The sequence below is a fragment of the Pseudodesulfovibrio pelocollis genome, assembly GCF_030282845.1.
GTDB classification, from domain to species: Bacteria; Desulfobacterota; Desulfovibrionia; order Desulfovibrionales; family Desulfovibrionaceae; genus Pseudodesulfovibrio; species Pseudodesulfovibrio pelocollis.
Genome location: NZ_JASTWE010000001.1, coordinates 104,276 through 130,859 on the forward strand (window position 1 = coordinate 104,276; position 26,584 = coordinate 130,859).

Genomic DNA, 26,584 nt, shown 5'->3' on the forward strand with positions numbered 1-26,584 from the left:
GGCAGCCCTAGGTTCTGGCCAGCCGCAGCCCTGCGCCCCAGGCCCGCAGTGTGGCCTTGAATCCCGGCGCTGCCACCCAGACCAGCCGCGCCCCGGCCAGGGTGCCCATGATGATGTTACCCAGCCACGCCGCGATAATTGGCGGCAGCACCGCCTGCTCGCCCGCCGTGGCCCCCACCGTGTGGACCCCGTACTGGACAAAGATGAGCAGCAGCGACAGCCCGACATTGGCATAGACGTTTTCCGAGAAGGTGATCAGGGCCAGGGCCAGCAGCGCCATCACGGATATGGAGAAGGCATAGGACCATTTGCCATGCCAGACGGTCTTGAGAATCTCCACGTTCGACCCGGATTCCTCCAGCTTGTCTATGGCCCTGGAAAGTTCGAACAGGGGCAGGTCCGCCGTGTCGCCCTTGAGTTCCACGGCCGCATAGGCCTTGAGGTTCTGCCGCACCGAGAGGAATTGCGAGGACCTGGTGACCGAGGCGAAGGTGCGGGTGTCCAGTTCGTGGACATCGAGCAGTCCCCATCCGTTGTCGTCGATGAGCGCCCGCCTGGCCGTGAGGATGCGGATGAGGTCGAGATTGTCCGTGGCGAATTCGTAAACCGTGATGTCCGTGGCCCGGCTCATGCCGGGAAAGGCCTCCCGGGCCAGGACGATGAAGGGGCCGTCGCGGAACCACAGATCGCTGATGACCAGATCATCCGCCTGGCGCTTCCTGACGTCCTCCTTCCAGATGCGGTTGGCCTCGTATTCGCCGAACACGCCGAGAAACTGGGAAAAAACCATCTGCCCCATGCTCCAGACCACGGCATAGACCAGAAAAAACCTGACAAACCAGCCAAAGGAGACCCCCCCGGCCCGCAGGGCCAGCATCTCACGGGTCCGGGTCAGGATGCCCAGTTGCAGGACCAGGGCGAGCAGAAAGATGGCCGGAAGCAGCTGGGAGATGATCATGGGCGTCTTGACCAGGAAATAGAAAAGGATCGTCTCGGCACCCAATCCGGCCTTGAGGAAGTCGTCGAGCCGGTCGAAAATATCGGAAAGCAGGTAGATGCACGTACCCGCGAACAGGCAGACACCCATCAGATAGAGATTTTGCAGGATCAGATAGCGCCCGAGCACGCCTATGCCGAAAAACGACCTCATGCCTCGGCCCTCCGCCAGTTGCGCAGGTGCGCCAGCCACTGCACCAGCGGCAGGCTGCGCTCCTGGTTGGCGAGCCTGATGCCTACCGCAGCCACGAACACATAGAGCACATTGGGAGCCCACAGCCCGTACACGGGCGGAATGGTCCCCCCCTCGCCCATGCTGACCCCGATGGAGAACATGCTGTAATACAGGACGAATAGCCCCATGGACAAGAGCAGGCCATATTGCTGCTTCAGCCCCCGAAAGACATAGGCCACGGGAATGGCGAACATGCCGAGTATCAGACAGCCCAGCGGAAGCGTCAGCCGCTTGAAATACTCGGTGTCCACCTTTCGCAGGAACTGCGCGGTCTGATTGGGGCCAAGTGTCGGATCCTTCCTGATGCGGCTCAACTCGGCAAAGGTCATGTCCTTGGCCTTTTCCTCGCCAAAGCTGTAGCCGCCGAGCAGTTGGGCCAGATCGAGCCTGATGGAATAGCTGCCGAACCGCAGGACATTGAGTTCATCGTTGTTCTGCCGGAATATCTTGCCCCGGTTGAAGGTGATGCGCACCTCGGCCGACTCGGGACTGGACACGATGCGCGCCTCGGGTGCCACGACCACCACGGACGCGCCGTCTATGGACTGGTCGCGGACAAAGGCGAACTTCAGCTCGCCGGTCTCGTTGTTGACCTGATGCGCATAGAAGGTGATGCCCGGGAACTCCTTGTTGAACACCCCCGGCTGGAGCGCGAAACGCGACTGGGACCGCGCGAACTCGTAAAGACTCGTCTTGAACATGTCCATGCCCCAGGCCAGTCCCCACATGGAGATGAAAAAAGTGAAGAGCATGCTCAAGGTGCAGAAAATCACCGGAGCCGGGAGCATCCGGTAGAGGCTCACGCCATTGGCCTTCAGGGCGGTCAGCTCATTGTCCGTGCTCATGCGCAGGAAGGTCAGGAAGACGCTGAGCATGGTGGAAATGGGCGCGACCAGCAGAAGGAAGAACGGCGTAAGATAGAAAAAAAGCTCAAGAATATTGAGAAAACCGATGTTCTGCGAGAGAAAGAGCGAGCGCAGCTGAAGCATCCGGCCGATGAGGATGAGCCCCAGCAGGCAGGAGACCGTCAGGCCGAACAGCTTCAGCAGTTCCTTGAATATCTGGCGATGGAGCAGTTTCACCGGACAGGGCAGTCTTGGTTTTCTTTGAAGAATCTCTGGAGAAATTCCACATCGAGCGGGCTGAGGTTGAAACGCGCCGACGCCTCCTCGATGAGGGTGGACAGCGCATGGCCGCCTTCATCCTGCTTCTCACAAATCCAGGCAATGGCCTTGCGGGTCAACTCGCTGGCGGGCATTATGGTGGTCATGGTCGTCTCCCGGGCTGTGGTGGGGTCAGGTCTAGGAACTACACCAGCTTCCAAGGGGTTGCAAGACACTGTTTCTTGGGCTAGTCACCCAGGCAACCCCGGCTGTGCGGGGCGCGGCGCAACCCGCATCAACAGGCATCAACAGGCAACAAGGGGCGATCATGGCATCCTGGTACGTGGCGGTCATCCTCGGCGTGGTCGAAGGGCTGACGGAATTCCTCCCGGTCTCCAGCACCGGGCACCTCATTCTCGCCGGGCATCTCCTCGACTTCACCGGCCCCAAGGCGGAGACCTTCAACATCGTCATCCAGCTCGGGGCCATCCTGGCCGTGCTCACCCTCTACCTCGACCGGTTCACCGGTCTGCTCAAAACCAACCCGGACCGGCCCTTTTCCGGCACGCGCGGGCTGTGGCTCCTGTTCCTCACCTCCCTGCCCGCCTCGCTGCTTGGCCTGGCGGCCCACAAGTCCATCAAGGCGTATCTGTTCAACCCCGTGGCCGTGGCCTGCGCCCTTGGCGTTGGCGCCATCATGATCCTGGTGGTCGAGTCCATCAAAAAGCAGGAAAAAGCGGCGACCATCGACGAGATCACCTCGGCCCAGGCCCTGGGCATCGGCCTGTTCCAGTGCCTGGCCCTGTGGCCGGGTTTCTCCAGGTCTGCGGCCACCATCATGGGGGGCATGCTGCTCGGCTTGCGGCGCACCGTGGCCGCCGAATACTCGTTCATCGCGGCCGTGCCCATCATGTTCGCGGCCACCGGTTATGACTTTCTCAAGAACTACCAATTGTTCGAGCGTGAGGACATGATCTTTCTGGGCATCGGATTCGGCGTCTCCTTCATCGCCGCCTGGGCGGCCATCAAGGGATTCATCTACCTGCTCGGCCGCCTTACCCTGCGCCCCTTTGCCGTGTACAGGCTGGCCCTGGTGCCGCTGATATTCCTCTTTTGGTAAATGATTTCATTTAAGTGCGTTATTTGCACTTTTTCCCTTGCCAAGCGGAAAGAGACGGTCTATAGACAACTTCCGCTTCGGCTGACAGACGTGGCGAGGTAGCTCAGTTGGTTAGAGCATGCGGCTCATATCCGCAGAGTCGGAGGTTCAAGTCCTCTCCTCGCTACCAGCACTCAAAGGCCCGCAAGGTATCGACCTTGCGGGCTTTTTCATTGTCTCACTGCTAGACGGTGAACCTGGCCACCCAGAGATCGTGCAGGTTGCAGAAGCTGGTGGCGTAATACTCACCCTTCTGGGCAATGGTGTAGGTCGATACCGGGCTGCTTTCGGGGGTGAAGACCTGAAAACCGACCACAACGCCGTCCGCCCGCACCACGGTATGGCGGACGATGAAATGGTCCGGGCTCATGGGATGGTCGGTACGCAGGGTGACGGTCTCGCCTGCGGTACTGACCAGCGGCACGTGGATGGCGACCTTGGCCGCCCACATGCCGGGGTCTTCGGCCGTGTAGACCACGCCCGAGGGGAACGGCCCGGTATCGGCCGCGGCTGATCCGACGCCAAGAGACATCCCGGCCGCCAGGGCCAGTGCCGATTTCAGGAATATGCGCCTGTGGTTCATGCTCCCTCCGTCAAGGTCAGAGATGCTGTTTCACCTCAACCATAGCACTCCTGGCCCCTGGCGCAAGCCTCAGGATCAACGCTCCGGTCAAACACCGGCAAGAAATGGCTTGCCAAGCGTCTGGCGGGACTTATATAGATGTGAGTCCGTCAGGATATTTGACATGGGGGCGCACTGGTTTCGACGGGGATAGCAGAAGCCAGGGTTGCAGGCCGAGGTTGGTCGATGGCCTCGTAAAAAATCGACCTAGCACACAAGTGCCAACAATGACTACGACTACGCTATGGCTGCCTAGTTACTAGGTAACTGTAGTTCCAGGACATGATCCTGGCGGCTCCCTGGGCCTACGCCCGATAAACCAGGAGAGTCGACGACACCCCTCGGGCTAGCTCTGCGCGGCCACCTGTCCCGCATGGAGCGAAACTTCAGGCAGGCATGGCATGCGGCCGCCCGGTCAGGGGCAATCCGCCTGCCGAGACAAGAAACCTGACCTAAGCCTGTAGACGCCTTGAGCCGATCGTTCTCGGACGGGGGTTCGACTCCCCCCGCCTCCACCACCCCCATTCACGCCATGAAGCCCTGATCGACACCCTCGATCAGGGCTTTTTGCTTTGGGGCGGGAGTCTGGATGAAGGGCTACTGCTTTTTCTTGACCAGCAATCCCATGGATTCTTTCAATTCCTTCACGATCTCTGCCGCACCATCCTTGAAGATCGTTCTCCACGCATTGATCGTAGACGCTCCGCCAGCGTCGATGGTGTTTCTCGTCTCTATGTTCCCGACAACATCTTCAGAATCCCCGACCCTGCTCGTGGCCTGAAGCACCGTGGAACCGACACCGGGCAACAGCCAGCGGCCAAAGGCGTTGCCGGGCTCGTATTCGAGTATTCTCACATCAATGGAATACGAAGCGCCCTCCTCCTTGTACATCCCTTCTTCCCGAAGGGCCGCCACCAGGGAAAATTCCATTGATTGCGCAATATCAGTCCTGTTCTCGTCCTCGGGAAAAACAAAGCCGGATTGATCCAGGACAGTGCCGACAGAGTAGGTCGCGTCGGACGGCAGCGCAGTATGCCCAGCCTCAAAAACCATTTCATGACGACGAGTCCCGCATCCGGCCAGGAGAACAAGCAGCAACACGCACAGCAGCAACCTCTTCATCTCAAACCCGACCTGTTGATTAATATGATTGTCCGTCAACGCCTCTCCACTCCACGGATTCATGAGACAAACCGTGCTTGCATATTTGTTTTTCAATCCGTTGACAAACCAGCCAGCGCCCCGAAGCACGCTGGAGACCGTGACCCTGCTTGGCATGGGCATCATCATGTTCGCCCCGCGCGGCGGATAGCGACGCAAACCCCTGACACCCCGGCCAACCGCCCGTTCCGACACGCTTTTGACGTATCAATATTGTGCCGGGTTATAATTGCCCATCTTCCCGAATTGCATTAGTTTCAGATGATGCAAAGACTCTCGTGCCCGGCGACATCGGTCTTCCATGGGGACAGGATTCTGAGGATGGCCGCGCAACCGGCCCGCGCCATTTCTTTCGCCATTGCCTGCGCCCCGTTGTTCCTGCTGCTAGCCCTGGCCGCGTGCAGCGACGGCAAGCCCATACCCGTCGGATTTTCAGGCCAGCTCACGGGCAAGATGGCGGACCTTGGCGTGTATGGCCGCAACGGGGCCATGCTCGCGGTGGAGCACATCAACGAGGCCGGGGGCATCGACGGCCGCCCCCTCAAGCTCATCGTCCGCGACGACGGCAACACCCCCGAAGGAGCCCTGGCGGCCGACAGGGCGCTGATGGACCAGGGCGTGGTGGCCATCATCGGGCACATGACCAGCTCGCAGACCCTGGCCGCCCTGCCCCAGGCCGCGAAAGAAGGCATCGTCCTCATCTCGCCCACCACCTCCACCCCGCAGCTCACCGGAATCAAGGACAATTTCGTCCGCGTGCTGGTGGACAACCAGTCCCACGGTCGAGAACTGGCCGCCTACGCCAGAAATGTCCTGGACATCCGGCGGGTGGTCAGCATCGTGGAGACCGACAACGCGAGCTATTCCCTGACCTTCGAGAAGAGTTTCACGTCCGCCTTCGAAGAATTGGGCGGAAACCTGCTGCAGAGCGTCCCCTATTCGGCGGCCACCTCCACCGACTGGGCATCGGTCATGGCCGATCTGGCCGGGCTGGACCCCGATGCCATCCTGCTGACCTGTCCGGCCCAGGATTTCGTGACCCTGGCCCAGAACATCCGCTCGGCCGGAATCACGGCCCGGCTGCTCTCCGGGGCCTGGGCCTATACCGAAAACCTCCTGCACTGGGGCGGCAGCGAACTCATGGGAAGCATCTTTGTCATCGACTTCGCGGCAGACAACCCGAGCCCCGAGTATGTCGCCTTTGCGGATGCCTACCAGCGCCGCTTCGGCAACAGGCCCAACTTCGCCTCGGCCTTTGCCTACGAAAGCGTCCTGGCCCTGGCCGCCGGACTGCGCAAGACAGGCGGCTCGGCCAAGGGACTGCTCGAATCCTTGGCCCCGAGCGAAACCATCCCCGGGGTCACAGGCCCCTTCGCCATCAATGAATACGGCGACGTCAACCGCGACACGTTCATCGTGACCGTGCGCGACGGGCAGTTCAGCACCATCGGGCTGCGTCAGGGGCATCCCCGGCCATGAAGAGAAAATTCGGAAAACGTCCGCCGCAGCCTTCCTTGAGCGGCCTGCTCCGGCAGAACCTGACGCGCTGGGTGCTCATCCCGAGCATCTGTTTCATTCTCCTGCTCGGCGGATACATCGCCTACGAGAAGACAAGGGATTTCGAGCGAAGAAACACCATCATCGCCCAGGCCCTGAGCAAGCAGATAACCGCCCATGTGGCGAACGCCGGGAACGCCCTGGGCTCCCTGGTCCAGACCATGGCCCGCTATGACGAATTCTGGTTTCAGACGATGCTCAACAGCTTCCTCCAGTCGGCCCACCACATGGAGCGGCTCCTGTATCTCGACGCCGACGGCAGGATACTGGCCTCGGCCCCGGCCCACAGCGAGTTGCTCTCCATCCGCCAGTTCATCGACCGGGTGACGCAGCGCCCGACCGTCATATCCACCCCCATCGCCTCGCCGACCACCCACGACATCGTGGTCTACATGGGCGTGCGCGGGCCTGACGGCAGGGTGCTGGCCGGGGAACTGAGCATGACCACCTTCCAGCACCACCTCGAAGACCTCCTGCCCACGGCCGAGGGGACGGTCGCCCTGAGCGACACCTTCGGCAACCTCATCTCCCATCCCGATTACAAACGGGTGGCCACCCAGGACAACATCGGGCATCTCGACATCCTGCGGCGCATGCACGACAGGCAGAGCCTGACCGCCTTCTACCGGGAAAATGGAGCGGACTTCATCGGCACAGCCTTCAAGATCGAACCCTTTGACTGGATCATCCTCATATCCAGACCCGTGGAAGAGGTGTTTCTTCCCATCCTCGGGCCGATCATCGGTCTGCTGAGCATGATCCTGCTGATCTTCGCCCTGTTCGTGACCATGCTCAAGATCAAGCTGGACCGGGCCATCGTCACTCCATTCGCCCAATTCACCGGGTTCATCGAGCAGGCTGCCAAAGGCCGGTACCAGACGACAGGAGTACACGACCAAAGTTTCGCCGAACTGGCGATCATCGAGCAGAAGTTCGACGACATGGTCGCGCAGATGGCCCAGCGCGAAAGCGAGATCAAGGAGAGCGAGGCCCGGTTCAGACAGCTGGTGGAAACCATCCGCGAGGTCTACTGGATCAGCGATCTGGCGGACGAGGGGGTGATCTACGTCAGCCCGGCCTACGAAACCATCTGGGGCCGTACACGGCAGTCGCTCAAGGACAACCCCGAGTCGTTCTTCCTGGGCATCAGGCCGGACCACCGGCTGACCGTCATCGAAGCCTTCAACGCCCTTCGACTGGAAGGCGTTGAAGTGGATGCGGAATTTCTGATCGTCCTCCCTGGCGGCCGGGAGCGTTGGGTTCGCGCCCAGGCCTTCCCGATCTACAACGACCAGGGCGTCAGGGTGCGTCTGGCCGGCGTTGCCGAGGACATCACCGAGCGCAAGGCGGCGCAGCACGCCCTGCTGGAGGCCAAGCAGGACGCCGAGGCGGCCAGCCAGAGCAAGACCGAGTTCCTGACCAACATCAGCCACGAACTGCGCACGCCCCTGAGCGGAATCCTGGGCATGCTCCAGCTCACGCGCGAATCGCGGCTCACCCGGGAGCAGGCGGAGTATATCGACACAGCCATCAGTTCGAGCAAGGTACTGCTCAACGTCATCAACGACATCCTGAACATCGCCCAGATCGAGGCGGGCAGACTGACCCTGAACAGCCAGCCCTTCCTGACCCACGAGGTGCTCAACACCATCTACCGCTTCTTCAGGCACAACGCCAAATCCAAGAACATCGAACTGACCATTGAGACCGAGTCGGATTTTCCGCCCATCCTGGTGGGCGACGAGGTGCGCATCCGTCAGATCCTCTTCAATCTGGTGGGCAACTCGGTCAAGTTCACCGACAAGGGCCACATCCGCGTCTGGGCGGGCGCCCTGCCCCGGCGACGCGACGACGGGACCGTGGACATGCTGCTCATGGTCGAGGACACGGGCATCGGCATCCCCGCAGACAAGCTCGACTATGTCTTCGAGTCCTTCACCCAGGTGGACGGCACCTACACCCGCCAGTACCAGGGCACCGGGCTCGGCCTGGGCATCGTCCGCAGCCTCGTGCGCTCCATGCACGGCAGCATCACCGTGGACAGCGAGGAGGGCTCGGGCACCACCATGTACGTCACCCTGCGCCTGAGGATGCCCGCACAGGAGACCACGCCGCGCACCCGACGCGTGGCGGCCCACAGCAAGCCGGAGCGCACAGGGCTGGCCTTTCTTCTGGTAGAGGACGATCGCGTCAATCAGATGGCCATCAGCCGGATGCTTGAAAAGCTGGGCCACCACGTCACCTGCGCGGACAACGGCAGGGCCGCCCTCGACCTGCTCAAGGCATCCCGATTCGACGGTGTTTTCATGGATATTCAGATGCCCGAGATGGACGGCATGGAAGCCACCAGACAGATCCGCACCGCCCCGGAAATGACCGGGGTTGCCGATATTCCCATCGTGGCCCTCACAGCCCACGCCATGCCCAAGGACAGGGACGCCTTCCTTGAGGCGGGCATGACCGACTACCTGTCCAAACCCGTGACCTTCGAGGAACTGGCCCGGCAGATCGACCGGCTGCCCCTCTGAGCCGGGGGCGCACATCGTCACCAGTCGGCGCGGCCTGCCGGGAGATAGAAAAACTCGACCCGCCTGTTGATCCGCCTGTTCTCCTCGGAGGTGCTCGGCACCAGCGGTTTTGCGCTGGCATAGCCCACGGCCTTCATCCGTCTGGCCGGGACATTCGAGTGTTCGAGGATGAAGCGCAGGCAGGCGGCGGCCCGGGCAGCCGAAAGCTCCCAATTGGAGGCATAGAGGCCACTCTGGGGCCGTTCGCCATCGGTGTGGCCGCGGATGACCAGGTTGAAGTCGCTGCCCTCCATCCCGGCGATGACCACGGCCAGGGCCTCGCGCGCCTGGGGAGTCAGTTCGGCCGACCCCTCGCGGAACACGGTGCTGTTGTCGAAGCGGAGCATGACCCCGGACTTGTCCGCGCTGACCCGGGCCATGTGGGTCAGGTCCCTGGCCCGAATGAAATCCTTGAGCCGCGCACCCACTTCCACGATTTCCCGATTTTCGCGCACGCTGCGGCGCTCGGCAAAGGAGGCGTCCGCAAAGGGCGCGGAGAGCGCGCCGCTGTCCTCGTACTGGACACCCAACGCTTGCTGGATGGACCCCATGAGCAGGCGGAAGTTGGTGACGTCCATGTTGGTGAAGGAGAGCAGGAGCACGAAAAAGCACAAGAGCAGCGTCACCATGTCGGCAAATGTGGCCATCCACGGCGGAATGCCCGGCTCCTTCTTCGGCGGGGCGGGCTGCACGCCCTCTTGCTGAGCTTGCTGCGGCTGGGCTTCATTCTTATTTCTAGTCATGGCTTAAGCCGGACTACCAGGCATCGCGCTGGGGCATGTGCAGGTAAAATTCCACGCGCTGGTTCATCAGACGGTGCTCGTCCGAGTCATTGGGCACTGCGGGGCGCGTGTCGGCATAGCCCACGGCCTTGGCCCGGTTGATGTCGATGCCGCCCTTGCGCAGGATGTAGTCGAGGGCCACGGCCGCCCGGGCCGATGACAGCTCCCAGTTGGAAGGAAACTTGACGGAGGAGATGGGCCTGTCGTCGGTATGGCCCCGCACCACAAGGCTGAGCTTGTATTCCTTGAGCACGTCAATGACCTTGTCGAGCACTTGCTCGGCCCCTGAGGCAAGGTCTGCCGTGCCGGAACGGAACAGTATGGCCGAATCCGCGGTGAACACGACGCCGTCGCGGTCCGCGCTCACTCCGGTGCCTTCCTGAATCATCCGGTCCTCGTTTTCCATCAGCGACTTGATGCGCATGATCACGCCGAGCAGGAGCCTGTCGTCCGGGGATATCCGGTCCACCATCTCCTTGGCGGCCTGGCTGGTGTCGAACCGGGCCATGGTGTCTGACACCGTGCGCAACTCCCTGACGCCAAAGGCCCCCTGAAGGGAACCAAGGGCGTCGCGATACTTCTGCTCGCTCTGCTCGGCAAAGGAGAGCAGGAGCACAAAAAAGCAAAGAAGCAGGGTCATCATGTCGGCAAAGGTGGCCATCCACGGCGGAAGCCCCGGTGCTGGCGGCGGCTCCTGCGGCGGTTTTCGCCTGATGACGGGTTCCTCTTTCCTGGCCATGCCCTACCGTGCCCGTTGTTTCTTTGCCATGGGTTGCGGCCTGCCCCGGAAGGCCCTTGGCCGCATCTCGCCCCGCCGCTTGATCACGCCTGATCACGCATGGCGGGCGCCAGGAATGCCTGGAGCTTTTCCCTGACCACGCTCGGGTGGTCGCCCCGCTGGAGCGAGGCCACGCCCTCGATCATAATCTGCATGAACAGGGCGTCTTCGGCCGAGCGCTCCTCCAGCTTGGTGGCCATGGGCAGAAACACGCAGTTGGCCAGGACCGCGCCATAGAATGTCGTCAGCAGGGCCACGGCCATGGCCGGGCCAATGGAGGAAGGGTCTGAAAGGTTGGAGAGCATATTGACCAGCCCTATCAGGGTGCCGATCATGCCGAACGCCGGAGCCATGGTGCCCATGCCCCGGAATACGGACTGCCCCTGGCGGTGGCGCTGCTTCATGAACTCAAGCTCGATTTCCATGACCGAGCGGACCAGAGTCTCGCTCGACCCGTCCACCACCAGCATGACGCCCTTCTTGAGGAAAGGGTCCTCGATGGGTGCCTTCTCCAGGGCCACAAGGCTCTGCTTGCGCGCCGTATCGGCCAGGGAGGAAATGAGCCGGATGATGTCCTGGGGATCGTTGGACTTGAACATCAGCGTCTTCAGCCCCACCTTGATGGTGCCGATGACCACGCCCAGCGGGAACATGACAAAGGTGACCGCAAAGGTCCCGCCGATGACCACCGCCACCGACGGAATATCAATGAATCCGGCGGCATTACCACCCATGAAGATGGCGGTGAGGACAAGCCCGAACGCACCGAACAGGCCAATCAGCGTTGCGATATCCATACAGTCTCTTATCTCATGAATTTGTGAGCCGATGCGCCAATCCTGACCTCATCGTTCTCGTGGTAGAAGTACACGTCCTCAAGAAAGTCATCCACCTTCAGGAAGGCCGAGCCGATGCTGATCTCCACCCCGGGTTTGACCACTCCGGGCACCAGTATCCGGCACCTGTCCACCTGCCCGGTTCCCCGGATGCCTTCCCACAACTTGACCTTGAGGGTCTTGAGCAGTCCGAGTTCATGGCTGACCGCCGCGAGCCGTATCCCGCACTGGCGCGAATTCTCGCCCCGCTTGATGGATTTTTCGCAGGCGACCATCTCCTCGTGCAGCCCATGGATGCGCCTGTCATATTCGGCGTCGGTAAAAAGCAGCCCGGGATCGTATCCCACCACCAGCGAGGTGTCGGTGTCCAGGCCGCCGCCGAGTTGCTCGCCCACATAGACATACTCGTGGCAGTGGATGCGGCCGCCCGTGAGCCTGCCGCCCACGGCCAGCCTGCGGCCCGCGTACACATCGCTGTGCATGAGGGCACCCTTGACCAGGATGTCCTCCTGGGCCTTGAGGGTGGCGTATTCGCAAAAGGCGAGCTTCATGGTCCGCCCGGCCTCGAGAAAGGCGGTCTTGCCGCCCTTGACGCCCCCCCGGCAGTTGAGCCCGCGCAGCGCCTCGACGCGCGCCCCTTCGACCTGCCCCTGGATGGTAACCTCGCGTCCGCGCACGGCAAACCCGCCGCGCGCCGAGCCGCCGATGATCACGTTGCCGATGAAGTTGATGTTTCCAGTGCGAAAATCCACCTCCGACGGCAGGGTCAGGGTGTCGAGCACGACGATCTTCCCATCCTGGTAGCACACGTACCCGTTCACCGCCGCAAAAAGTTGATCGGGACTGGCGCGTTTGATGCCCGTCCCCTTGCCTGCGGGAAAGATCTTGTCCTCGAAAACGAATCGCGGATCAGCCCCGCCTTCGGGCATATCGGCCAGATCAACCCACTGGGCGATGACATCCCCAGTCTCCACGCTCTGAACGAAGTTCAGCTCGTAGTGATCGACGCTGCCGTCGTCCTGATGCTCGGGCCTGAGGATTTGCTGGTCCAGATCGGGATTGAAGTGGTGTTTGAGCCAATAAGGCATCACGCCTCGGTGCGGAAACCCTTGATAAAAATGGAATGGCTCGCGCTGAGCGAGCCGCAAGTCACCAAATTGAAACACTTTTATACTAAATCAAATTCTATTTCATTTTACGCCCTGCGTCAATGATTTTGCCCGTTCCGGTCGCGGGCCAGACTCCCTAAAGATTATCAAAAAAATGACGATAAGAATGTCGAGACAGGTGTAAAGGCCTGGAGTATTCGTGCAACACCAGGGAGGGAGACCATGAATTTCTCCGAAATATCAAGAGAGCGGGATCTGCGCCTGGAGGGCGTCACCCCCGCCAAGACAGTGGCCAGGCCCCCGGCCCGCGACCCGGAGACCAGGGAGACGCCGCCCATCCGTGACGGCAGCGCAAAGGACGAGAAGCCCGCCCCCCTCTCCAGGGAAGACGTGGCCGCCCTGGCCGCCGGAATGGAAAAGACCCTCGAAGCGAGCAACGTCAAGCTGAAGTTCAACATCATCGAGGACAACGACACCGTCCAGGTCGAGATCGTCAACGGCGAGGGAAAGACCATCCGCAAGATCCCGAGCGACGACATGATCAAGCTCTCCAAGTCCCTCGAAAACCTGGAACGGGGATTCCTCGACGCCCGATCCTGATCGCAGAGACTCACGTCGCAACACGAGCCGCCCCCGTCAGCCAACAGGCGGCGGCGCTTCCGCATTGCCCTTTTCCCCATTCCCTTGCCAACCGCATCCGCATCATGCATATTGTCATCAGGACACCAGAAACCGGAGGCAGCCATGTCCGGCATGAGCATTTCCACCGAGTCCGTGTCCGCGCTGACCGAGAATCTGATGCGCGGCGCTGACACCGTCAAGGAGACCACCAGCACCGTTCTGTCCGCCGCCAACCGCATCGGGCCGGACACCGGCGAGCAGGCGGTGGCCGGGGCTGAGGTGGCGTCGCGCACCAGCGATTTCTTCGGCTCGGGCACCGATCTCGGGTCCACCGGCACCGACTACGACACCGCGCAGGCGGTCAACAACACCATCATGAGCGGCCGGGGTGCCGTGGCCGACCTGACCATCTGAACCCTGTCCAAGGAGATTCCCCATGACCAGGATCATGTACATCAAGGCGTCCCCCAGAGGCGCACGCTCCCACTCCATCGCCGTGGCCGACCGCTTCATCGAGGCATGCCGGGCCGCCGACCCCGGCGTCGAGATCCTTGAGCGCAACCTTTTCGCCATGGACCTGCCGCCCCTTGACGGGCCAACCCTGGTGGGCAAGTACAACATCATGCACGGTCGCCCCTTCTCCGAGGCGGACAAGAAGGCGTGGCGCGCTGTGGAAACAGTCATCGAGGACTTCAAGAGCGCGGACAAATACGTCTTCGCCATCCCCATGTGGAACTTCTCCCTGCCCTACCGCCTCAAGCATTTCATGGACATCGTGGCCCAGCCCACCTACACCTTCGTGCCCGAGGGCGGCGGCTACAAGGGGCTGGTCAACGCCCCGGCCTTCATCGCCTATGCCCGGGGCGGCGACTACCCCGATGGCTCGCCCTACAACTTCCAGGAAGACTACATGACCTTCTATCTCGGCTTCATCGGCATCACTGACGTGAAGAGCGTGGCCGTGCAGCCCACCCTAGCTGGCGACGGTCCGCGCGACGCCTCCAAGGCCCAGGCCATCGAAAAGGCCCTTGAGATCGCCCGGAGCTTCTGATTACGACCCCACGCAAGAAGGCCCCCGCCATGTCATGGCGGGGGCCTTTCGTCGTTGTGGCGTATGCTCTCTACCAGCTCTTGGCGCGCTGCGCCTCCAAGGCCGCTTCCTGCTCGTCGAAGGAGGCGAACCCGGCGTGGCGCATGGCGTCTTCCACGGTGTGGTGCCAATCCCAGCTGGCATAGATGACCGGCTTGTGGAACATGCCGCGGAACTGCTCCATCTCCTGGCGGTAGAACTCTTCCTTGGGGGTCTCCATGTGCTCGCGCAACTGCTCGCTGAAACGGTCCAGCTCGCCTTCGTACCACTCCATGAAGTCCTCGGGGGACTTGTATTTCTTGAGGATATGCCCGTAGCTGTTCTCTTCGAGCAGCTTGCGCAGCCCGTTCATGTGCTGCTGCTTGAGCCACTTGCCCAGATCACGGGTCCTGATGTTCTCGGCCTCGACCGCAGCCATGTCGAACTTGGTCTGCTGATAGGTGTCGGGCACCACCGAAGCGGAGACGATGCCAGCCACGGCCACCAGCCCGCGCAGGATGAGGCTGTTGCTGACGCCCTGGCCGCAGAAGCCCACCTTCTTGCCCACCTTCTGGCCGGCGAAGATGGCCGCGAGGATGGCCCAGACCACGGCCGGGTCCTCCTCGTCGTAGATATGCTGGAGGCTCGCGTTGTCACGGTCCGTGGCCAGCACCATCTGGGTCATGTCGTTGGAACCGATGGAGAAGCCGTCCACCTCATGCAGGAACTCCTTGCACAGGATGGCGTTGCTCGGAATCTCGGCCATGAGGATGACCTTGAGGTTGTCGCGGCCGGATTCCAGGTTGTGGACCTGCTTGAGGTAGCGCTTCATGCTCCGTGCCTCTTCCAGGGTGCGCACGAAGGGGAACATGATGCTCAGGTTCTTGCCGCCGTAGATGCCCCTGGCCAGCTTGAAGGCCTCCAGCTCCCAGTCGTGAATGTTGCGCGACACGCCCCGGTAGCCGATCATGGGGTTGTCCTCGTGCGCCTCGAAGAGCAGGCCGCCCAGCAGGTTGCGGTACTCGTTGGACTTGAAGTCCGTGGTCCGGTAGATGATGTTGCTGCCGTAGAAGGCCATGGCAAAGAGGGCCAGCCCCTGGGCCAGGGTCTGGATGTAGTTTTCCTTGCCCGAGGTGTAACCGCGCGCCTCAAGCAGGTTGCGGATGCGGTCGGGCAGCGTGGCCACCTCGTCCATCTCGGACTTGAGCCCCATCTTGAGGGCCACCTCTTCGCGGAGGGCCGTGACCTGATCGAGGTAGGCCACGATCTCGGGGTGGTTCTTGAGGCGCTTGACGTACTCGGCCACGATCATCTCGTGCTCCTGACGGCTCTTCCACGCCTCGCTACGCTGCTCGGGCATGGGTTCGAGCATGTCATGATAGCCGAGAATGACCGCCACGTGGGCCTCAAGATCAATGGAGGTCTTGAGCACGTCAAGCCGGTCTGTGGAATAGGAGATGTGCTCGTCGAGCTTGTGGTCCATCTCGCGAAGCTTACGATGCATGGCCAGCACCTCGTCGGTGCTGCGCGACCCTTCCTGCTCGGCCAGTGAGTCCATCTTGACGGAAAGGCCGGTAACCAGCCCGACGTATTCGCGCAGCTTGAGCGGCATGCGGATGAGGCCGGCGGCGAGCTGCTCCTTCATCACCTTGGTCAGATGGTTGTCCATCTGCTGGATTTTTTCCTCGACCAGATCATTGAGGGTGTCCTTGTCATAGGCCTCAAGGGCCATGGGATGCACCCCGATGTTGCCGAGCATGAATTCGGCGCGCAGCAGGCCGATCTCGAAATCGGGCACGGTGCGCAGGCGGGAGAGGAAGAGGGCCTGCCCCACGTCGGCCAGGATGAGGCCCACCTTGGTCTTGGTGGCGGGCAGTTCGGCGAGGTTGATCTCGCCGCCCACCTGCACCAGGGGCAGTTCGCCGCGGTAGACCTTGCCACTTGTGCCGTCCACCGTGATCTGCTGGCCATCAAGGGAACGCAAAGCCTCAAGCCGCTGAATGCCGATGATGGCCGGGATACCCAGCTCGCGTGAGGTGATGGCCGCGTGGCTGGTGTCGCCGCCCACGTCGGCCAGGATGGCCGAGGCAATGCGCATGCCCGGGACCATGTCCGGGTCGGTGCGCTCGGCGGCCAGGATGTCGCCCTTGTTGATCTTGTTCAGTTCCAGGGCGGAGCGCAGGTATTTGACCGTACCCTGCCCTGCCCCGCGCGACGCGCCGTTGCCTTCGAGGATGACTTCGGCCGAATCAACGGCCTTTTTGTCCACTTCGAGGCGACGCATGAAAATGGTGTCCGGGTGCTGCTCAAGCTCCTCGTTCCAGCGGGTCTCGGGCCGCGCCTGGACGAACCAGAGCCGGTCGGTCTTGTCGATGCAGAACTCGGTGTCCATGATCATGTCGCCATAGGCCTTGGAGATGGCGCGCACGCCGTGGGCCACCATCTCGGCCTGGGCGATGGAGAGCGCCCAGCGGGTGACCTCGTTGTCCGGCACCTTGACCACATGGGTGCCGCTGCCGTCCTCCTTGTAGACGATCTTCTTCTCCTTGCAGCCCATGTAGCGGATGACCACCTCGCGGCCGCCGTTGCGCTGGAAGACGTAGAATTTGTCGGGGGTGACCATGCCACCCACCACGGCCTCGCCCAGGCCGTAGCTGGCGTCGATGGACACGAGATCGTTGCGGTCCGTGCCCCGACAGCCCGTGGCGGTGTCCGCGCTGAAGGCCGTGCCCGAGATGACCGGATTGATCATGCGCATGATGCACACCGAAAGGGAGGTGTGCTCGATGGCCCACTCCTTCTTGGCGGTCTCGGCGATGGAGTCGTCGCCGGTCTCCTCGGCCTTGGTGATGGCGTCGAGGATCGCCTCGCGGCGGTAGGTCATGGAGCGCAGGTTGTAGGCCGAGGCGCAGTCCCAGTGATAGGCTTCGAGGCACTCGTCAGCCCCGATGATGTTCAGGTAGGTGTCCTGGAGTCCGGCAAAGGCCTTCTTGCGGCTGTCCTCTCCGGCGGCGGAAGAGCGCACGGCCACGGGCACGTCGTCCATGCCCGCCTCCTTGCAGATGGACTGGTAGGCGCTCATGACCTCGGCACCGATGGCTTCAGGAATATCAACGGATAAAATGGCGGACTGGACCAGCACCGAACGCTTGCGCAGCTGGTCGATGCCCTCGGGCGAGGTGGCAAAACCCTCGACGACGTTGTTGATGAAGGTGCGCAGCTTGATGGGCGTACCCGACTGCTTGGCCGATTGCTCGCGAATCTTGCGACCCACATGGCGCACGAATTTCTGGAGGAACTCGGAGTCCTGGTTCACCTCGTCGGAGTGCCAATCGACCTGATTGTACTCCTTGTCCACGGTGGACCGGACCACGGCGGCGTTGACCTTGGTCTCGTCAAGGATGGTATGGAAAGCGTGCGAGGAAATGGCCCGGAATTCCGGAGTCCTGATGCCCTGAACCTGGCTGATGATGGCGGTATTGTAGTTCTTGCCGCCGACGAGAAGCTCGGCCTCTTCGCCTATCAGGGTGATTTCGGCACCGTTGAGAACCAGCTTCTCTTCGAGACTCTCAGTGTTTGCCCCCGTATTGGCGGCCTTGGCGTTTTCAGCCTTCTGGGCGGGCTTTTTCTGGGTCTTGGCCATCTCTTCCTCCTGGAAAGTCCGTGCAGTTCAAGGCGGAATCCCAATCCCCCCCGATCCGAGGCCCACGGCTCCCTGCTGATGATTAGTGAACAATCAAAGAGCGATCCCGATTCTGTCCTGGACTACCCGCTTACAGGGTAATCCCACTCCCCGTCAATGATACAGGGGGAAACGGGTCGCATTTATCACCTGACCGCGCGAAAATCCCCCCGCTCGCGCAGGAGGGACGCTCCCTACATCTTCTGCCCGCAGTTGGGGCAGAAATTGCACTCCTCTCCGGGTGCCTCGAACTTGCAGGTGGGACACACCCCGGCCGACGGCCCGAGCACCACCAGCAGTTCGCCCTCGACCACCGGCACCATCTTGCGGTCCTCGGTGTAGTTGGCGGACTTGATGACCCTGCGGACCACGCCGTCTATGGGCGCGAGGATGGACTTTTCCTGCTTCATGATGGAGATGTTGAACAGCTCCTCGCCCACCTTGACCTTGTCGCCGGGCCGCACGTGGGTGACCCAGAGGTCGCCGTTGCTCGGCGAGCCCACATGGTAGATGTTGGATGGGTCCGCCATCTCGCTGCGCTCCTTGCCTCCCACCTCGGGTTCGGTCACCCGCACCTGATGGCTCATGATCTCGGAGTCGAGCACATAGCGAACCACGGCCATGCCGTTCTCGTCCGGCTCGGATATGTCGAGGATGCGCATCATGTGCGGCTTGCGGCAGTTGCCCTGGAAGTTGAGCACCACGCCCTTCTCCAGCCCCTCGAACCAGACATCCACTGGCAGGTTGTTGATATTGCCGTATTTTTCGCAGAACTCTATGGTATTGATGGCATCGCCCGGATGGTTGAGATACATGATGAACTCTTCCTCAGTGGGCTGGCGGTGCAGCCGGGCCTGGAGGGCCTCCCGCTCGGCGGCGAGGTCCACGTCGTCCAGGGTGGTCAGGGGCGAGGCCTCGGTGCGCTCGGCGATGGCGGTTTCCCACCCCTTGCCAAAGGCGGACTGGTAGACCCAGTCGGCCGGGAAGCCGAGCGGCAGCTTGCCGAACTTGCCCAGCAGCAGGTTGCGGAAGGCGTCGTTGGAGTCGCGATAGAGATCAAGCCGGGCCTCGCGCTCAAGGTCGGTCAGGTCCGCCTCGTTGCAGAGGTTAACGATGTCGAGGACATTGAGCAGGCGGCGCACCTCGCGCTCTCCGCCGCGCTTGAAGGCGCCGGTCACGGCCAGGAACGCGGTGTTCCAGGTGATCTGCGAGCCCGGGGTGACATCGTGATAGCGCACCACCTTGCGCGTGCCCTCAAGGAACTTGAGCATGTAGGGCAAAAGCCTGATGTACCCCTGCTTGAGCGCCCCCTCCTGGGATGACGAGGTGGCCCCGCCGGGCATGCCGTGGCGGACCACGTCGTGATCGATGCCCTGGAAATACGGGGCGGTATAACGATCATAATAGGGCATGACCTGCTTGAGCAGGAAGTTGGTCGAGCGGATCATGTCCTTGTCGAGATGGGTCTTCAGGCCGATCTCGTCCTCGATGTAGGCGGCGGTGGAGAGCACCTCGCCCTGGCCGTACCAGCGCACGGCAGCGCCCACGGCCACGTCCACGATGTGCGCGCCAGCCTCGGCAGCGGCTCCCATGGTGGGCACGAACAGGCCGTCGGTGTAGTGGCGGTGGCTGTGGATGACCAGCTCCGGGTATTTGGCCCGGATGGTCCCGATGAGGTCGCGCATGAACCGGGGCGGGCACACGCCCGCCATGTCCTTGAGGCCGAGGATGATCATGCGCTCGGCCTTTTTGGCGCTCACTCCGGCCACATCGGCGCACATGGCGATGATCTCGTCGGTGACGGCCAGGTAGCGATCGACATCAAAACCCTTGGCCCAGGACAGGGACAGGGCGGGCTCGAAGATGTTCCTGGTCGAGGCGAGCGCCACCTCGGCGAATGGCCGCATGTTCTCGATGTGATTGAGGAAGTCGAAACAGCGGATGACGTCGTAGTGCTCGTTGATCATCTCGCCAGTGAGGCGCATGACGTTCTTTGGCTGCGGCTTGTAGCCAAGGACATTGGTGGAGCGGATGAGAATCTGCTTGAGGGTGTGCGGGGCGAACCTGTTCCACTCGGCAGCCTCGGCAAAGGGATAGGTCATGTTGGCCAGCATGGCCACGTGGAAATGCGCCCCGCCGCCGTTCTCGATGGAGAAGAAGCCGCATTTGTCCAGGGTCGGGCCGATGATGCTGTCCTCGGCCATGCGGAAGCGGTTGCCGCTGTTGGACTGGGTGATGTCGCGGGTGGTGGTGTCCGTCATGTGGACGACGCCCGCCTCGCGATCGGCGCGCAGGGTGTCCAGGATGGTGTCGCGGTCCATGCCGCGCGTGATGCGCGGCTCGAACCAGGTGACCGCCTCGGGCGGGTCCGCCAGTTCGAAGCGGCCGACTCTCCTGTCGTCGCGGCCCCGGTATTCGCCAAGGCGCACGTACTTGTTGTACCCCAGGGCCGATATCTCGGCCACCAGACGGGTCAGGCGCAGGGAGTCGGGCTCGCGGTCAGAGTAGTCCATGAGTTCCGCGTAGTTGTGGCGCACGAAATTGGTGTCGTATTCCGCCTCGATGAACTTCGGGTGCTCCACGATCTTGCGGTGGAACGGAACCGTGGTCTTGACGCCGCTGATCATGTACTCGCGCAGGGCGCGGCCCATGAGGGCCACTACCTTGTTCCACGAGTTGCCGTAGGCGATGAGCAGTGCGGCCGCCGAGTCATAGTTGGAGGGGAAGCGGTAGCCGTCGCCCACGCAGGAGTCGATGCGGATACCCTGGCCACCGGGCGACACGTAGCGGGTGATGCGCCCGGAGTTGGGCTCGAAGTTCTTCTGTGGGTTCTCGCAGTTGATGCGGCACTGGAATGCCCACTGATAGGGCTTGTTGGTCTCCTCGGAAAAACGCAGGGTGGAGCCAAAGGCGATGGCGATCTGCTCTTCCACCAGATCAACGCCATAGCGACATTCGGTGATGCCGTGCTCCACCTGGAGCCGGGTGTTGACCTCGATCAGGTAGGGCTCGCCGTCAGCACCCACAAGGAACTCCACCGTGGCCAGGGAGTAGTAGCCCACGGCCGTGACCAGCCGCCGGGAATACTCCTTGAGCTTCTCGCGCAGGGCCTCGGAATACCTGGGCCAGGGCGAGGGCGTGATCTCCACGAGCTTCTGGTGGTTGCGCTGCACCGAGCAGTCGCGCTCGTCAAAGCAGAAGACATTGCCGTAATGGTCGGCGATGACCTGGATCTCTATGTGGCGGACAGAGGTGAGCAGCTTTTCCACATACAGGCGCGGGTTGCCGAAGGATGCCTGGGCCAGGGCCGAGGCCTTGGCAAAGGCGTTTTCCAGCTCCTCGTCGCGATACACCTCGTAGATGCCGCGTCCGCCGCCGCCGCCCTCGGCCTTGAGCATGACCGGAAAGCCGATCTTGTGGGCGATCTCGCGCGCTTCGGGAATGGAGACCGCGCCGTCGGAGCCGGGCACCACGGGCACTCCCTGCTCGATGGCCAGCTTGCGCACCGCCACCTTGTTGCCCAGGATGCGCATGGGCTCCTGCCGGGGACCGATGAAGATGAGCCCCGCCTTCTCGCACTTGGCCGGGAAGGAGTCGTCCTCGGCGCCGAATCCCCAGCCGGGATGAATGGCGACGATGCCACTGGCCTTGGCCTCACGGATGATGCGGTCAAGGTCGAGATAGGCGCGGGGGTCGGCACCGAGCATGAGCAGCTCATTGGCCCCCGATGTGGCCGGAGATGTCTTGTCAACGTCCGTGGCGGTCATGATCGCCTTGGCGTTGAACATCTCGGTGATGGAACGGCAGATGCGCCTCGCGGGAATGCCCCGGTTGGCGACAAGAATCCGTTTTCCCTTGACCTCTTCCAGAACCTCTTCAAAGGTCTTCGGCTTCATGGAATTCACTGATCTCCTTGCGCATGTGTGACCGAAAAACATCGTACCGGCCCGTCCGGCCTCGCCAGACAGAGCCTACAGGGGAAATATGGAACCGGAGTAGAGAACAACTTCCCTGCCCGCCCGCCGCAGGACAAGCCCTCCCTTGGATGAAAGGCCCGCTATTTCAGCTTGATAGGATTCCTGCCCTCCCTCCGTGACACGGACTCGCCGACCATGCCAGGCCAGGCGGTTCGTGACGGCGGACAGGAACCGTGATGGCTCCAACTCGTCGAACAAGGTTGCATACACATTTCTTCCACGGTTCACAAGGGCTTCGCACAGGACCAGCGCGCCGCCCGGGGGGTGCGCAATTCCCAGAGTTCCGGCCGGGACAGAATGATCTTCGCGCATCAGCCCATCGGCCGGAGACTCGACGAGATTGAGGCCGACACCCAGAACGACCAGCCCATTTCGCTCCTCGATGAGCATGCCGCCCACCTTGCGTCCGTTGCGCAGGAGGTCGTTGGGCCATTTGATCTCGATGCGACAGCCCAGTGGCTCCAGCACCTCGGCGCAGACATGCCCGGCCACCAGGGGCAGCAGGTCGGTAGCGGCCTCGCGCCACGGTCCATCGCTCGGCGACGCGGGCATGATCACCGAGACATGGACGTTGCCCGCCGACGAAACCCAGGGGCGACGCATCTGGCCACGCCCGCCGCGCTGGCGCACAGCCGTCACCGCGTCCCACGGGCCAAGCACACCGGCCCCGGCCAGCAGCCGCGCCGCCTCCATGGTCGAGTCGCACTCTCCGACCACCACGATAACCTGCCCCGGCTCCGTCTTTCGCGAACGTTCTTCGGCGCTCCCTTGGGCGGCCACGAATCGACCCAAGCCGGCCACTTCAACGGCGTCTGTCCACGGGCCAAAGGCGCTGATGTCGGCCTCCCAGGTGGGGTGCGCCCGGGCCAAGTCATCGGGCGTGGTCGGGGCCACGCTCTCGCCATGGCCCGATATCCATGCAAAAATTCCTGGTGGCAGCATGAGTTACCTTATGATAAAGTCCATGAAATGAATGTGTATCTGGCAGGCGGCGCGGTCCGCGACCTTCTTCTGGGCAGACCCGTCGCCGACAGGGATTACCTTGTCACGGGCGCGACCAGACAGGAGTTCGCACAGCGCTTCCCCCAGGCCAGGGAGGTGGGCCGGAGCTTTCCGGTCTTCCTGCTGGACCGGTTGGAGTTCTCCTTTCCGCGCAAGGCCCCCCTGGACGAAGAACTACGGTCGCGCGACCTGACTGTCAATGCCATGCTCATCGACCAGGATGGCGACCTGATCTGCCACCCGGACAGTCTGGACGATCTGGCCTCGCGCACCCTGCGCCCGGCCTCGCGCCAGTCGTTTCTGGACGACCCCCTGCGCGTGTTCCGGGCCGCCCGGTTCTGGGCCAAGATGCCCGACTTCAACCCCCACGACGAATTGGTGGAGATCATGCAACTGGTGGCTGCCAGGGGGTTGATCGCCACCCTACCCCCCGACCGCATCGGGCAGGAGACCCGCAAGGCGCTGCTTTCCGAATCCCCTGGCAACTATTTGAGATTGCTTGCCAAAGCTGACTGCCTTGACCCGTGGCTCACAGAGTTCAAGCAAAGCATTAACATTCCGGCTGGACCTGCGCCCTATCACGACACCGACGTGCTGGAGCACACTTGCCGGGTCATGGACAGTCTGGCCGGAGACGGCGTGGCCGTGTGGATGGGGCTATGCCACGACATCGGCAAGACCGTCACCCCGAAGGAAAAACTGCCCAGCCACCACGGCCACGACAGGATCGGCGCGGACATGGCCGACACCCTGGCCCGGCGCATCCGGCTTTCCAACACCCTGGCCCTGGCCGGGCGCAAGGGCGCGCAGTGGCACATGACCGCCGCGCGGTATCGCGAGCTGCGCCCGGGCACCAAGGTGGACATGCTCATGGACCTGCACCGCTGCGGCCTGCTGCGGCGGCTGTTCCGGCTGGTCACCGCCGACCAGGACGTGGACGACTGGCATCTGGCCGCGCGCGACATCCGGCGCGTCCTGGCGGTCCGGCTGCCCAGCGAGCAGCGCGGCCTCGGCCCTGACTCCGGCACCCGGCTGCGCCAATTGCGCGCCCAGGCCCTGGCCCCGCGCAGAAAATAATCGCTTTTTCGATCAGCCCTCTGGAAAGGCACAAGCTTTGGTGGTATGCGAAAGCAACCGGTCCGCGTTGCGGGCCAGCCGAACCCCGCCAACACGGAGCACTGCATGAGACTTGTCACCCGATCCGACTTCGACGGCCTTGTCTGCGCCACCCTGCTCAGGCATCTTGATCTCATAGACGACTATCTCTTCGCCCACCCCAAGGACCTTCAGGACGGCAAGGTGGAGGTCACGGACAACGACGTGCTCGCCAATGTGCCCTATGTGGCCGGATGTGGGCTGTGGTTCGACCACCACACCAGCGAGCGGGAACGGCTGGGCGACATTGACTTCGAGGGCGACAGCCGCCCTCTGCCCAGTTGCGCCAGGGTCATTCACGAATATTACGGGGCGGACAGGTTTCCGGCCTCCTTCGGCCCCATGCTCGACGCCGTGGACAAGGTGGACTCTGCCGCCCTGTCCGCCGACGAGATCGCCAACCCCAAGGGCTGGGTCATGCTCGGTTTTCTCATGGACCCGCGCACAGGCCTTGGCCGCTACCGGGATTTCCGCATCAGCAACTACCAGCTGATGCTCGACATGATCGAATACTGCCGGACCAAATCGGCCGAGGAGATTCTGACCATCGGGGATGTCAGGGAGCGGGTGAGCAAATACGAGGAAGACTCCCCGGCCTTTGTCCAAATGCTCAAGGACAACAGCCAAGTCCACGGCAACGCTGTGGTTCTCGACATGCGCAGGCTGGATCGGATTCCCTGCGGCAACAGGTTCATGATCTACCCCCTGTTCCCGCAGTGCAACGTCAGCGTACGCATCCTGTGGGGCTTCAAGCGGCAGAACGTGGTCTTCACCGTGGGCCACTCCATCCTCAACCGGACCAGCAGGACCGACGTGGGCAGCCTGATGCTCTCCCTGGGCGGCGGCGGACACAGGGCCGTGGGCACCTGCCAGGTTCCCGAGGGAGAGGTTTCACAGACCCTGACCAGGATACTCGATCAACTCAGCGCCGACGGCTGACCCGGCCTCAGGGATGCCATGACCAGAAAGCGGCTCCTCATCGTTGACGACGACACGCGCTTCGCCGACCTTGTGGTGGCGAAACTCTCGCCCCGCGCGGACTGCGCCGTCTCTGCGAGCGGAGAGGACGCGGTCCTTCGCTTCCAACATCAGTTGAGGAAAAACGAGCCCTTCGACGCGGTGATCATGGACATCGTCATGCCTGGCCTGTCCGGCCACGAGACCGTGGCCAAAATGCGCGAGACCGAGAGGCGCAACTCCATCGACCCGCGACAGAGCTTCAAGCTGATCATGCTCACCGCCCACCGGGACATGAAGAACGTCAGCAGCTCCTTCTTCCGAGGCGGGGCCGACGCCTTTGTTCCCAAGGAAAATTTCTCGGACAGGCTGCTGGAGGAACTGCGCAGGCTCGGGCTGACCTGAGCCTGCCGGTCAAGGGATGAGCAGATCGGCCATGGCCGCCCGCGCCTCGTCGGGCCGCTGACGATACAGCGCGCGGCACATCCGCCCTATCTCGCTCCCCACCTCGCGCAGCGGCGGCAGTTCCTGGACCTCGGGCAGCCCCAGTTCGTCAAACCCCACCGGGACGAAGCGCAGGGCCTTATCCAGTCCCTCCCCATCCACATAGGACACATCACCAATGATTCGCTCGCGCTCGGCACTGGCCGGGTCCATGTCCTTGACGTAGCGCAGGGTGCCGGTGGGGGTGCGGTTGCGGTTCACCCGGATCACCTCGGCGTCGATCATGGCCGCGAACTGCCTCAAGCCGAGGTAGTTGACCGTCAATTGCTTGCGCCCCTTGTCGCCATCCCTCACATAATAATGACCATGCAGGTAGTCGTGCGCGGCCCGCTGCAAGAGATCGTAGCTTATGCGCACGCACCTGACGTAGCGCCCGACCCGGGTCAGGGCCATAGGCAGCCGGGGGAACAGCGGCACGGGCGCGTCGTGACCAAAGGGGACGCAGGCCGGGTCCACCTCCAGGGCCAGGTAGAACGACGGCTCGCTACCCAGCAGCAAGTGATGCAGGCGCAGGGCGGCCCGCTCGACACCAGGGACCTGCTCACGTAACGTCCCTGTCATGCTCTCGAAATCCGCCATGAGGTCGTCGAGGCGCCGACGCTCGCCGAAATAGCTCTCTGCCATCTCCGAGACCACCTCATTTTGCAGCTGGTCCGCATACTCCTTAAAGTCTGCCATGGGAACTCCTGGCGCAATGCCCGTTTATGAGGTA

22 protein-coding genes, 1 tRNA gene and 1 other RNA gene are annotated in these 26,584 nt (G+C 62.4%); 11 read left to right on the forward strand and 13 right to left on the reverse strand.

Going from position 1 to position 26,584, the window contains the following annotated elements:
- Positions 1-7: 7 nt before the first annotated feature.
- From QQS14_RS00550 to QQS14_RS00560, 3 genes are read right to left on the reverse strand one after another with little or no spacing between them, the layout of a single operon-like run.
- The gene (locus QQS14_RS00550) at positions 8-1,150 is read right to left on the reverse strand and encodes an LptF/LptG family permease (protein ID WP_285904929.1); all 1,143 of its coding nucleotides are present in this window, start codon (positions 1,148-1,150) and stop codon (positions 8-10) included.
- A complete protein-coding gene (gene lptF, locus QQS14_RS00555) occupies positions 1,147-2,313 on the reverse strand; it encodes an LPS export ABC transporter permease LptF (protein WP_285904930.1) in 1,167 nt (388 codons plus the stop codon). The genes QQS14_RS00550 and lptF overlap by 4 nt, the downstream gene beginning before the upstream one ends.
- Positions 2,310-2,501: a hypothetical protein gene (locus QQS14_RS00560; RefSeq protein WP_285904931.1), complete on the reverse strand. Its 192-nt coding sequence runs from the start codon at positions 2,499-2,501 to the stop codon at positions 2,310-2,312. Before QQS14_RS00560 ends, lptF begins: the two co-directional genes overlap by 4 nt.
- Before the next feature lie 161 nt (positions 2,502-2,662).
- Between QQS14_RS00560 and QQS14_RS00565 the strand changes: the two genes are divergently transcribed.
- Together QQS14_RS00565 and QQS14_RS00570 are read left to right on the forward strand one after the other, a co-directional pair.
- On the forward strand, positions 2,663-3,454 hold the full coding sequence (locus QQS14_RS00565; protein ID WP_285904932.1) for an undecaprenyl-diphosphate phosphatase: 792 nt from the start codon (positions 2,663-2,665) through the stop codon (positions 3,452-3,454).
- A gap of 92 nt (positions 3,455-3,546) precedes the next feature.
- Positions 3,547-3,623: transfer RNA gene (locus QQS14_RS00570), tRNA-Met, on the forward strand.
- Positions 3,624-3,677: 54 nt separating this feature from the next.
- Here QQS14_RS00570 and QQS14_RS00575 read toward each other — a convergent pair.
- Complete coding sequence (locus QQS14_RS00575; RefSeq protein ID WP_285904933.1) at positions 3,678-4,076, reverse strand: desulfoferrodoxin family protein; 399 nt, start codon at positions 4,074-4,076, stop codon at positions 3,678-3,680.
- A gap of 165 nt (positions 4,077-4,241) precedes the next feature.
- On the opposite strand from QQS14_RS00575, the gene ssrA reads away from it, so the two are divergent.
- Positions 4,242-4,633, forward strand: a transfer-messenger RNA (tmRNA) gene (gene ssrA / locus QQS14_RS00580).
- 79 nt (positions 4,634-4,712) lie between these two features.
- Here the strand turns inward: ssrA and QQS14_RS00585 are convergent.
- Positions 4,713-5,405 (reverse strand): DUF4410 domain-containing protein, encoded by a 693-nt coding sequence (locus QQS14_RS00585; RefSeq protein ID WP_285904934.1) that lies wholly within the window; start codon positions 5,403-5,405, stop codon positions 4,713-4,715.
- Between the two features lie 192 nt (positions 5,406-5,597).
- Between QQS14_RS00585 and QQS14_RS00590 the strand changes: the two genes are divergently transcribed.
- Together QQS14_RS00590 and QQS14_RS00595 are read left to right on the forward strand one after the other, a co-directional pair.
- Positions 5,598-6,755, forward strand: a complete 1,158-nt coding sequence (locus QQS14_RS00590; RefSeq protein WP_285904935.1) for an ABC transporter substrate-binding protein — start codon at positions 5,598-5,600, stop codon at positions 6,753-6,755.
- Entirely contained in the window at positions 6,752-9,361 is a 2,610-nt protein-coding gene (locus tag QQS14_RS00595; RefSeq protein WP_285904936.1) for a response regulator, read from the forward strand. Before QQS14_RS00590 ends, QQS14_RS00595 begins: the two co-directional genes overlap by 4 nt.
- A 17-nt stretch (positions 9,362-9,378) precedes the next feature.
- On the opposite strand, the gene QQS14_RS00600 is transcribed toward QQS14_RS00595, so the two are convergent.
- The 4 genes from QQS14_RS00600 to QQS14_RS00615 form a co-directional block, all read right to left on the reverse strand.
- Entirely contained in the window at positions 9,379-10,143 is a 765-nt protein-coding gene (locus QQS14_RS00600) for a flagellar motor protein MotB (protein ID WP_285904937.1), read from the reverse strand.
- Positions 10,144-10,156: 13 nt separating this feature from the next.
- Positions 10,157-10,921: an OmpA/MotB family protein gene (locus QQS14_RS00605; RefSeq protein ID WP_285904938.1), complete on the reverse strand. Its 765-nt coding sequence runs from the start codon at positions 10,919-10,921 to the stop codon at positions 10,157-10,159.
- Between the two features lie 83 nt (positions 10,922-11,004).
- Positions 11,005-11,757 (reverse strand): motility protein A, encoded by a 753-nt coding sequence (locus QQS14_RS00610; protein ID WP_285904939.1) that lies wholly within the window; start codon positions 11,755-11,757, stop codon positions 11,005-11,007.
- Positions 11,758-11,765: 8 nt separating this feature from the next.
- The gene (locus tag QQS14_RS00615; RefSeq protein WP_285904940.1) at positions 11,766-12,884 is read right to left on the reverse strand and encodes a FapA family protein; all 1,119 of its coding nucleotides are present in this window, start codon (positions 12,882-12,884) and stop codon (positions 11,766-11,768) included.
- Between the two features lie 243 nt (positions 12,885-13,127).
- Here QQS14_RS00615 and QQS14_RS00620 point away from each other — a divergent pair, with 243 nt between their 5' ends.
- From QQS14_RS00620 to QQS14_RS00630, 3 genes are all read left to right on the forward strand, one after another.
- On the forward strand, positions 13,128-13,505 hold the full coding sequence (locus QQS14_RS00620; protein WP_285904941.1) for a flagellar protein FlaG: 378 nt from the start codon (positions 13,128-13,130) through the stop codon (positions 13,503-13,505).
- Positions 13,506-13,658: 153 nt separating this feature from the next.
- A complete protein-coding gene (locus QQS14_RS00625; protein ID WP_285904942.1) occupies positions 13,659-13,940 on the forward strand; it encodes a hypothetical protein in 282 nt (93 codons plus the stop codon).
- 22 nt (positions 13,941-13,962) lie between these two features.
- Positions 13,963-14,577, forward strand: coding sequence for an FMN-dependent NADH-azoreductase (locus tag QQS14_RS00630; RefSeq protein ID WP_285904943.1), 615 nt, complete (start codon positions 13,963-13,965; stop codon positions 14,575-14,577).
- Positions 14,578-14,647: 70 nt separating this feature from the next.
- Here the strand turns inward: QQS14_RS00630 and QQS14_RS00635 are convergent, their stop codons facing one another.
- From QQS14_RS00635 to QQS14_RS00645, 3 genes are all read right to left on the reverse strand, one after another.
- Complete coding sequence (locus QQS14_RS00635) at positions 14,648-18,238, reverse strand: PEP/pyruvate-binding domain-containing protein (protein ID WP_285904944.1); 3,591 nt, start codon at positions 18,236-18,238, stop codon at positions 14,648-14,650.
- Positions 18,239-18,471: 233 nt separating this feature from the next.
- Positions 18,472-22,173 (reverse strand): pyruvate carboxylase, encoded by a 3,702-nt coding sequence (locus QQS14_RS00640; protein WP_285904945.1) that lies wholly within the window; start codon positions 22,171-22,173, stop codon positions 18,472-18,474.
- A 75-nt stretch (positions 22,174-22,248) separates the two neighbouring features.
- Complete coding sequence (locus QQS14_RS00645) at positions 22,249-23,148, reverse strand: biotin--[acetyl-CoA-carboxylase] ligase (protein ID WP_285904946.1); 900 nt, start codon at positions 23,146-23,148, stop codon at positions 22,249-22,251.
- A gap of 75 nt (positions 23,149-23,223) precedes the next feature.
- Here QQS14_RS00645 and QQS14_RS00650 point away from each other — a divergent pair, with 75 nt between their 5' ends.
- The 3 genes from QQS14_RS00650 to QQS14_RS00660 all read left to right on the forward strand — a co-directional run bounded on the left by QQS14_RS00650 (position 23,224) and on the right by QQS14_RS00660 (position 25,773).
- On the forward strand, positions 23,224-24,333 hold the full coding sequence (locus tag QQS14_RS00650; RefSeq protein ID WP_285904947.1) for an HD domain-containing protein: 1,110 nt from the start codon (positions 23,224-23,226) through the stop codon (positions 24,331-24,333).
- A 105-nt stretch (positions 24,334-24,438) separates the two neighbouring features.
- Positions 24,439-25,350 carry a BTB/POZ domain-containing protein gene (locus QQS14_RS00655; RefSeq protein ID WP_285904948.1) on the forward strand — a complete coding sequence of 304 codons (912 nt, stop codon included), beginning with the start codon at positions 24,439-24,441 and terminating at the stop codon, positions 25,348-25,350.
- A gap of 18 nt (positions 25,351-25,368) precedes the next feature.
- Positions 25,369-25,773: a response regulator gene (locus tag QQS14_RS00660; RefSeq protein WP_285904949.1), complete on the forward strand. Its 405-nt coding sequence runs from the start codon at positions 25,369-25,371 to the stop codon at positions 25,771-25,773.
- Positions 25,774-25,782: 9 nt separating this feature from the next.
- Here QQS14_RS00660 and QQS14_RS00665 read toward each other — a convergent pair whose 3' ends face one another.
- A complete protein-coding gene (locus QQS14_RS00665; protein WP_285904950.1) occupies positions 25,783-26,550 on the reverse strand; it encodes a hypothetical protein in 768 nt (255 codons plus the stop codon).
- Positions 26,551-26,584 lie beyond the last annotated feature (34 nt).

Excerpts from the sequence above, each read along its gene's own strand:
- QQS14_RS00565 (WP_285904932.1), top strand. The coding sequence starts at position 2,663 with ATGGCATCCTGGTACGTGGCGGTCATCCTCGGCGTGGTCGAAGGGCTG.
- QQS14_RS00640 (WP_285904945.1), bottom strand. The coding sequence starts at position 22,173 with ATGAAGCCGAAGACCTTTGAAGAGGTTCTGGAAGAGGTCAAGGGAAAA.
- QQS14_RS00575 (WP_285904933.1), bottom strand. The coding sequence starts at position 4,076 with ATGAACCACAGGCGCATATTCCTGAAATCGGCACTGGCCCTGGCGGCC.
- QQS14_RS00595 (WP_285904936.1), top strand. The coding sequence starts at position 6,752 with ATGAAGAGAAAATTCGGAAAACGTCCGCCGCAGCCTTCCTTGAGCGGC.
- QQS14_RS00605 (WP_285904938.1), bottom strand. The coding sequence starts at position 10,921 with ATGGCCAGGAAAGAGGAACCCGTCATCAGGCGAAAACCGCCGCAGGAG.
- QQS14_RS00630 (WP_285904943.1), top strand. The coding sequence starts at position 13,963 with ATGACCAGGATCATGTACATCAAGGCGTCCCCCAGAGGCGCACGCTCC.
- QQS14_RS00550 (WP_285904929.1), bottom strand. The coding sequence starts at position 1,150 with ATGAGGTCGTTTTTCGGCATAGGCGTGCTCGGGCGCTATCTGATCCTG.
- QQS14_RS00600 (WP_285904937.1), bottom strand. The coding sequence starts at position 10,143 with ATGACTAGAAATAAGAATGAAGCCCAGCCGCAGCAAGCTCAGCAAGAG.
- QQS14_RS00620 (WP_285904941.1), top strand. The coding sequence starts at position 13,128 with ATGAATTTCTCCGAAATATCAAGAGAGCGGGATCTGCGCCTGGAGGGC.
- QQS14_RS00665 (WP_285904950.1), bottom strand. The coding sequence starts at position 26,550 with ATGGCAGACTTTAAGGAGTATGCGGACCAGCTGCAAAATGAGGTGGTC.
- QQS14_RS00610 (WP_285904939.1), bottom strand. The coding sequence starts at position 11,757 with ATGGATATCGCAACGCTGATTGGCCTGTTCGGTGCGTTCGGGCTTGTC.
- QQS14_RS00615 (WP_285904940.1), bottom strand. The coding sequence starts at position 12,884 with ATGCCTTATTGGCTCAAACACCACTTCAATCCCGATCTGGACCAGCAA.
- QQS14_RS00560 (WP_285904931.1), bottom strand. The coding sequence starts at position 2,501 with ATGACCACCATAATGCCCGCCAGCGAGTTGACCCGCAAGGCCATTGCC.
- QQS14_RS00635 (WP_285904944.1), bottom strand. The coding sequence starts at position 18,238 with ATGGCCAAGACCCAGAAAAAGCCCGCCCAGAAGGCTGAAAACGCCAAG.
- QQS14_RS00590 (WP_285904935.1), top strand. The coding sequence starts at position 5,598 with ATGGCCGCGCAACCGGCCCGCGCCATTTCTTTCGCCATTGCCTGCGCC.
- QQS14_RS00655 (WP_285904948.1), top strand. The coding sequence starts at position 24,439 with ATGAGACTTGTCACCCGATCCGACTTCGACGGCCTTGTCTGCGCCACC.
- QQS14_RS00650 (WP_285904947.1), top strand. The coding sequence starts at position 23,224 with ATGAATGTGTATCTGGCAGGCGGCGCGGTCCGCGACCTTCTTCTGGGC.
- QQS14_RS00660 (WP_285904949.1), top strand. The coding sequence starts at position 25,369 with ATGACCAGAAAGCGGCTCCTCATCGTTGACGACGACACGCGCTTCGCC.
- QQS14_RS00585 (WP_285904934.1), bottom strand. The coding sequence starts at position 5,405 with ATGATGATGCCCATGCCAAGCAGGGTCACGGTCTCCAGCGTGCTTCGG.
- QQS14_RS00625 (WP_285904942.1), top strand. The coding sequence starts at position 13,659 with ATGAGCATTTCCACCGAGTCCGTGTCCGCGCTGACCGAGAATCTGATG.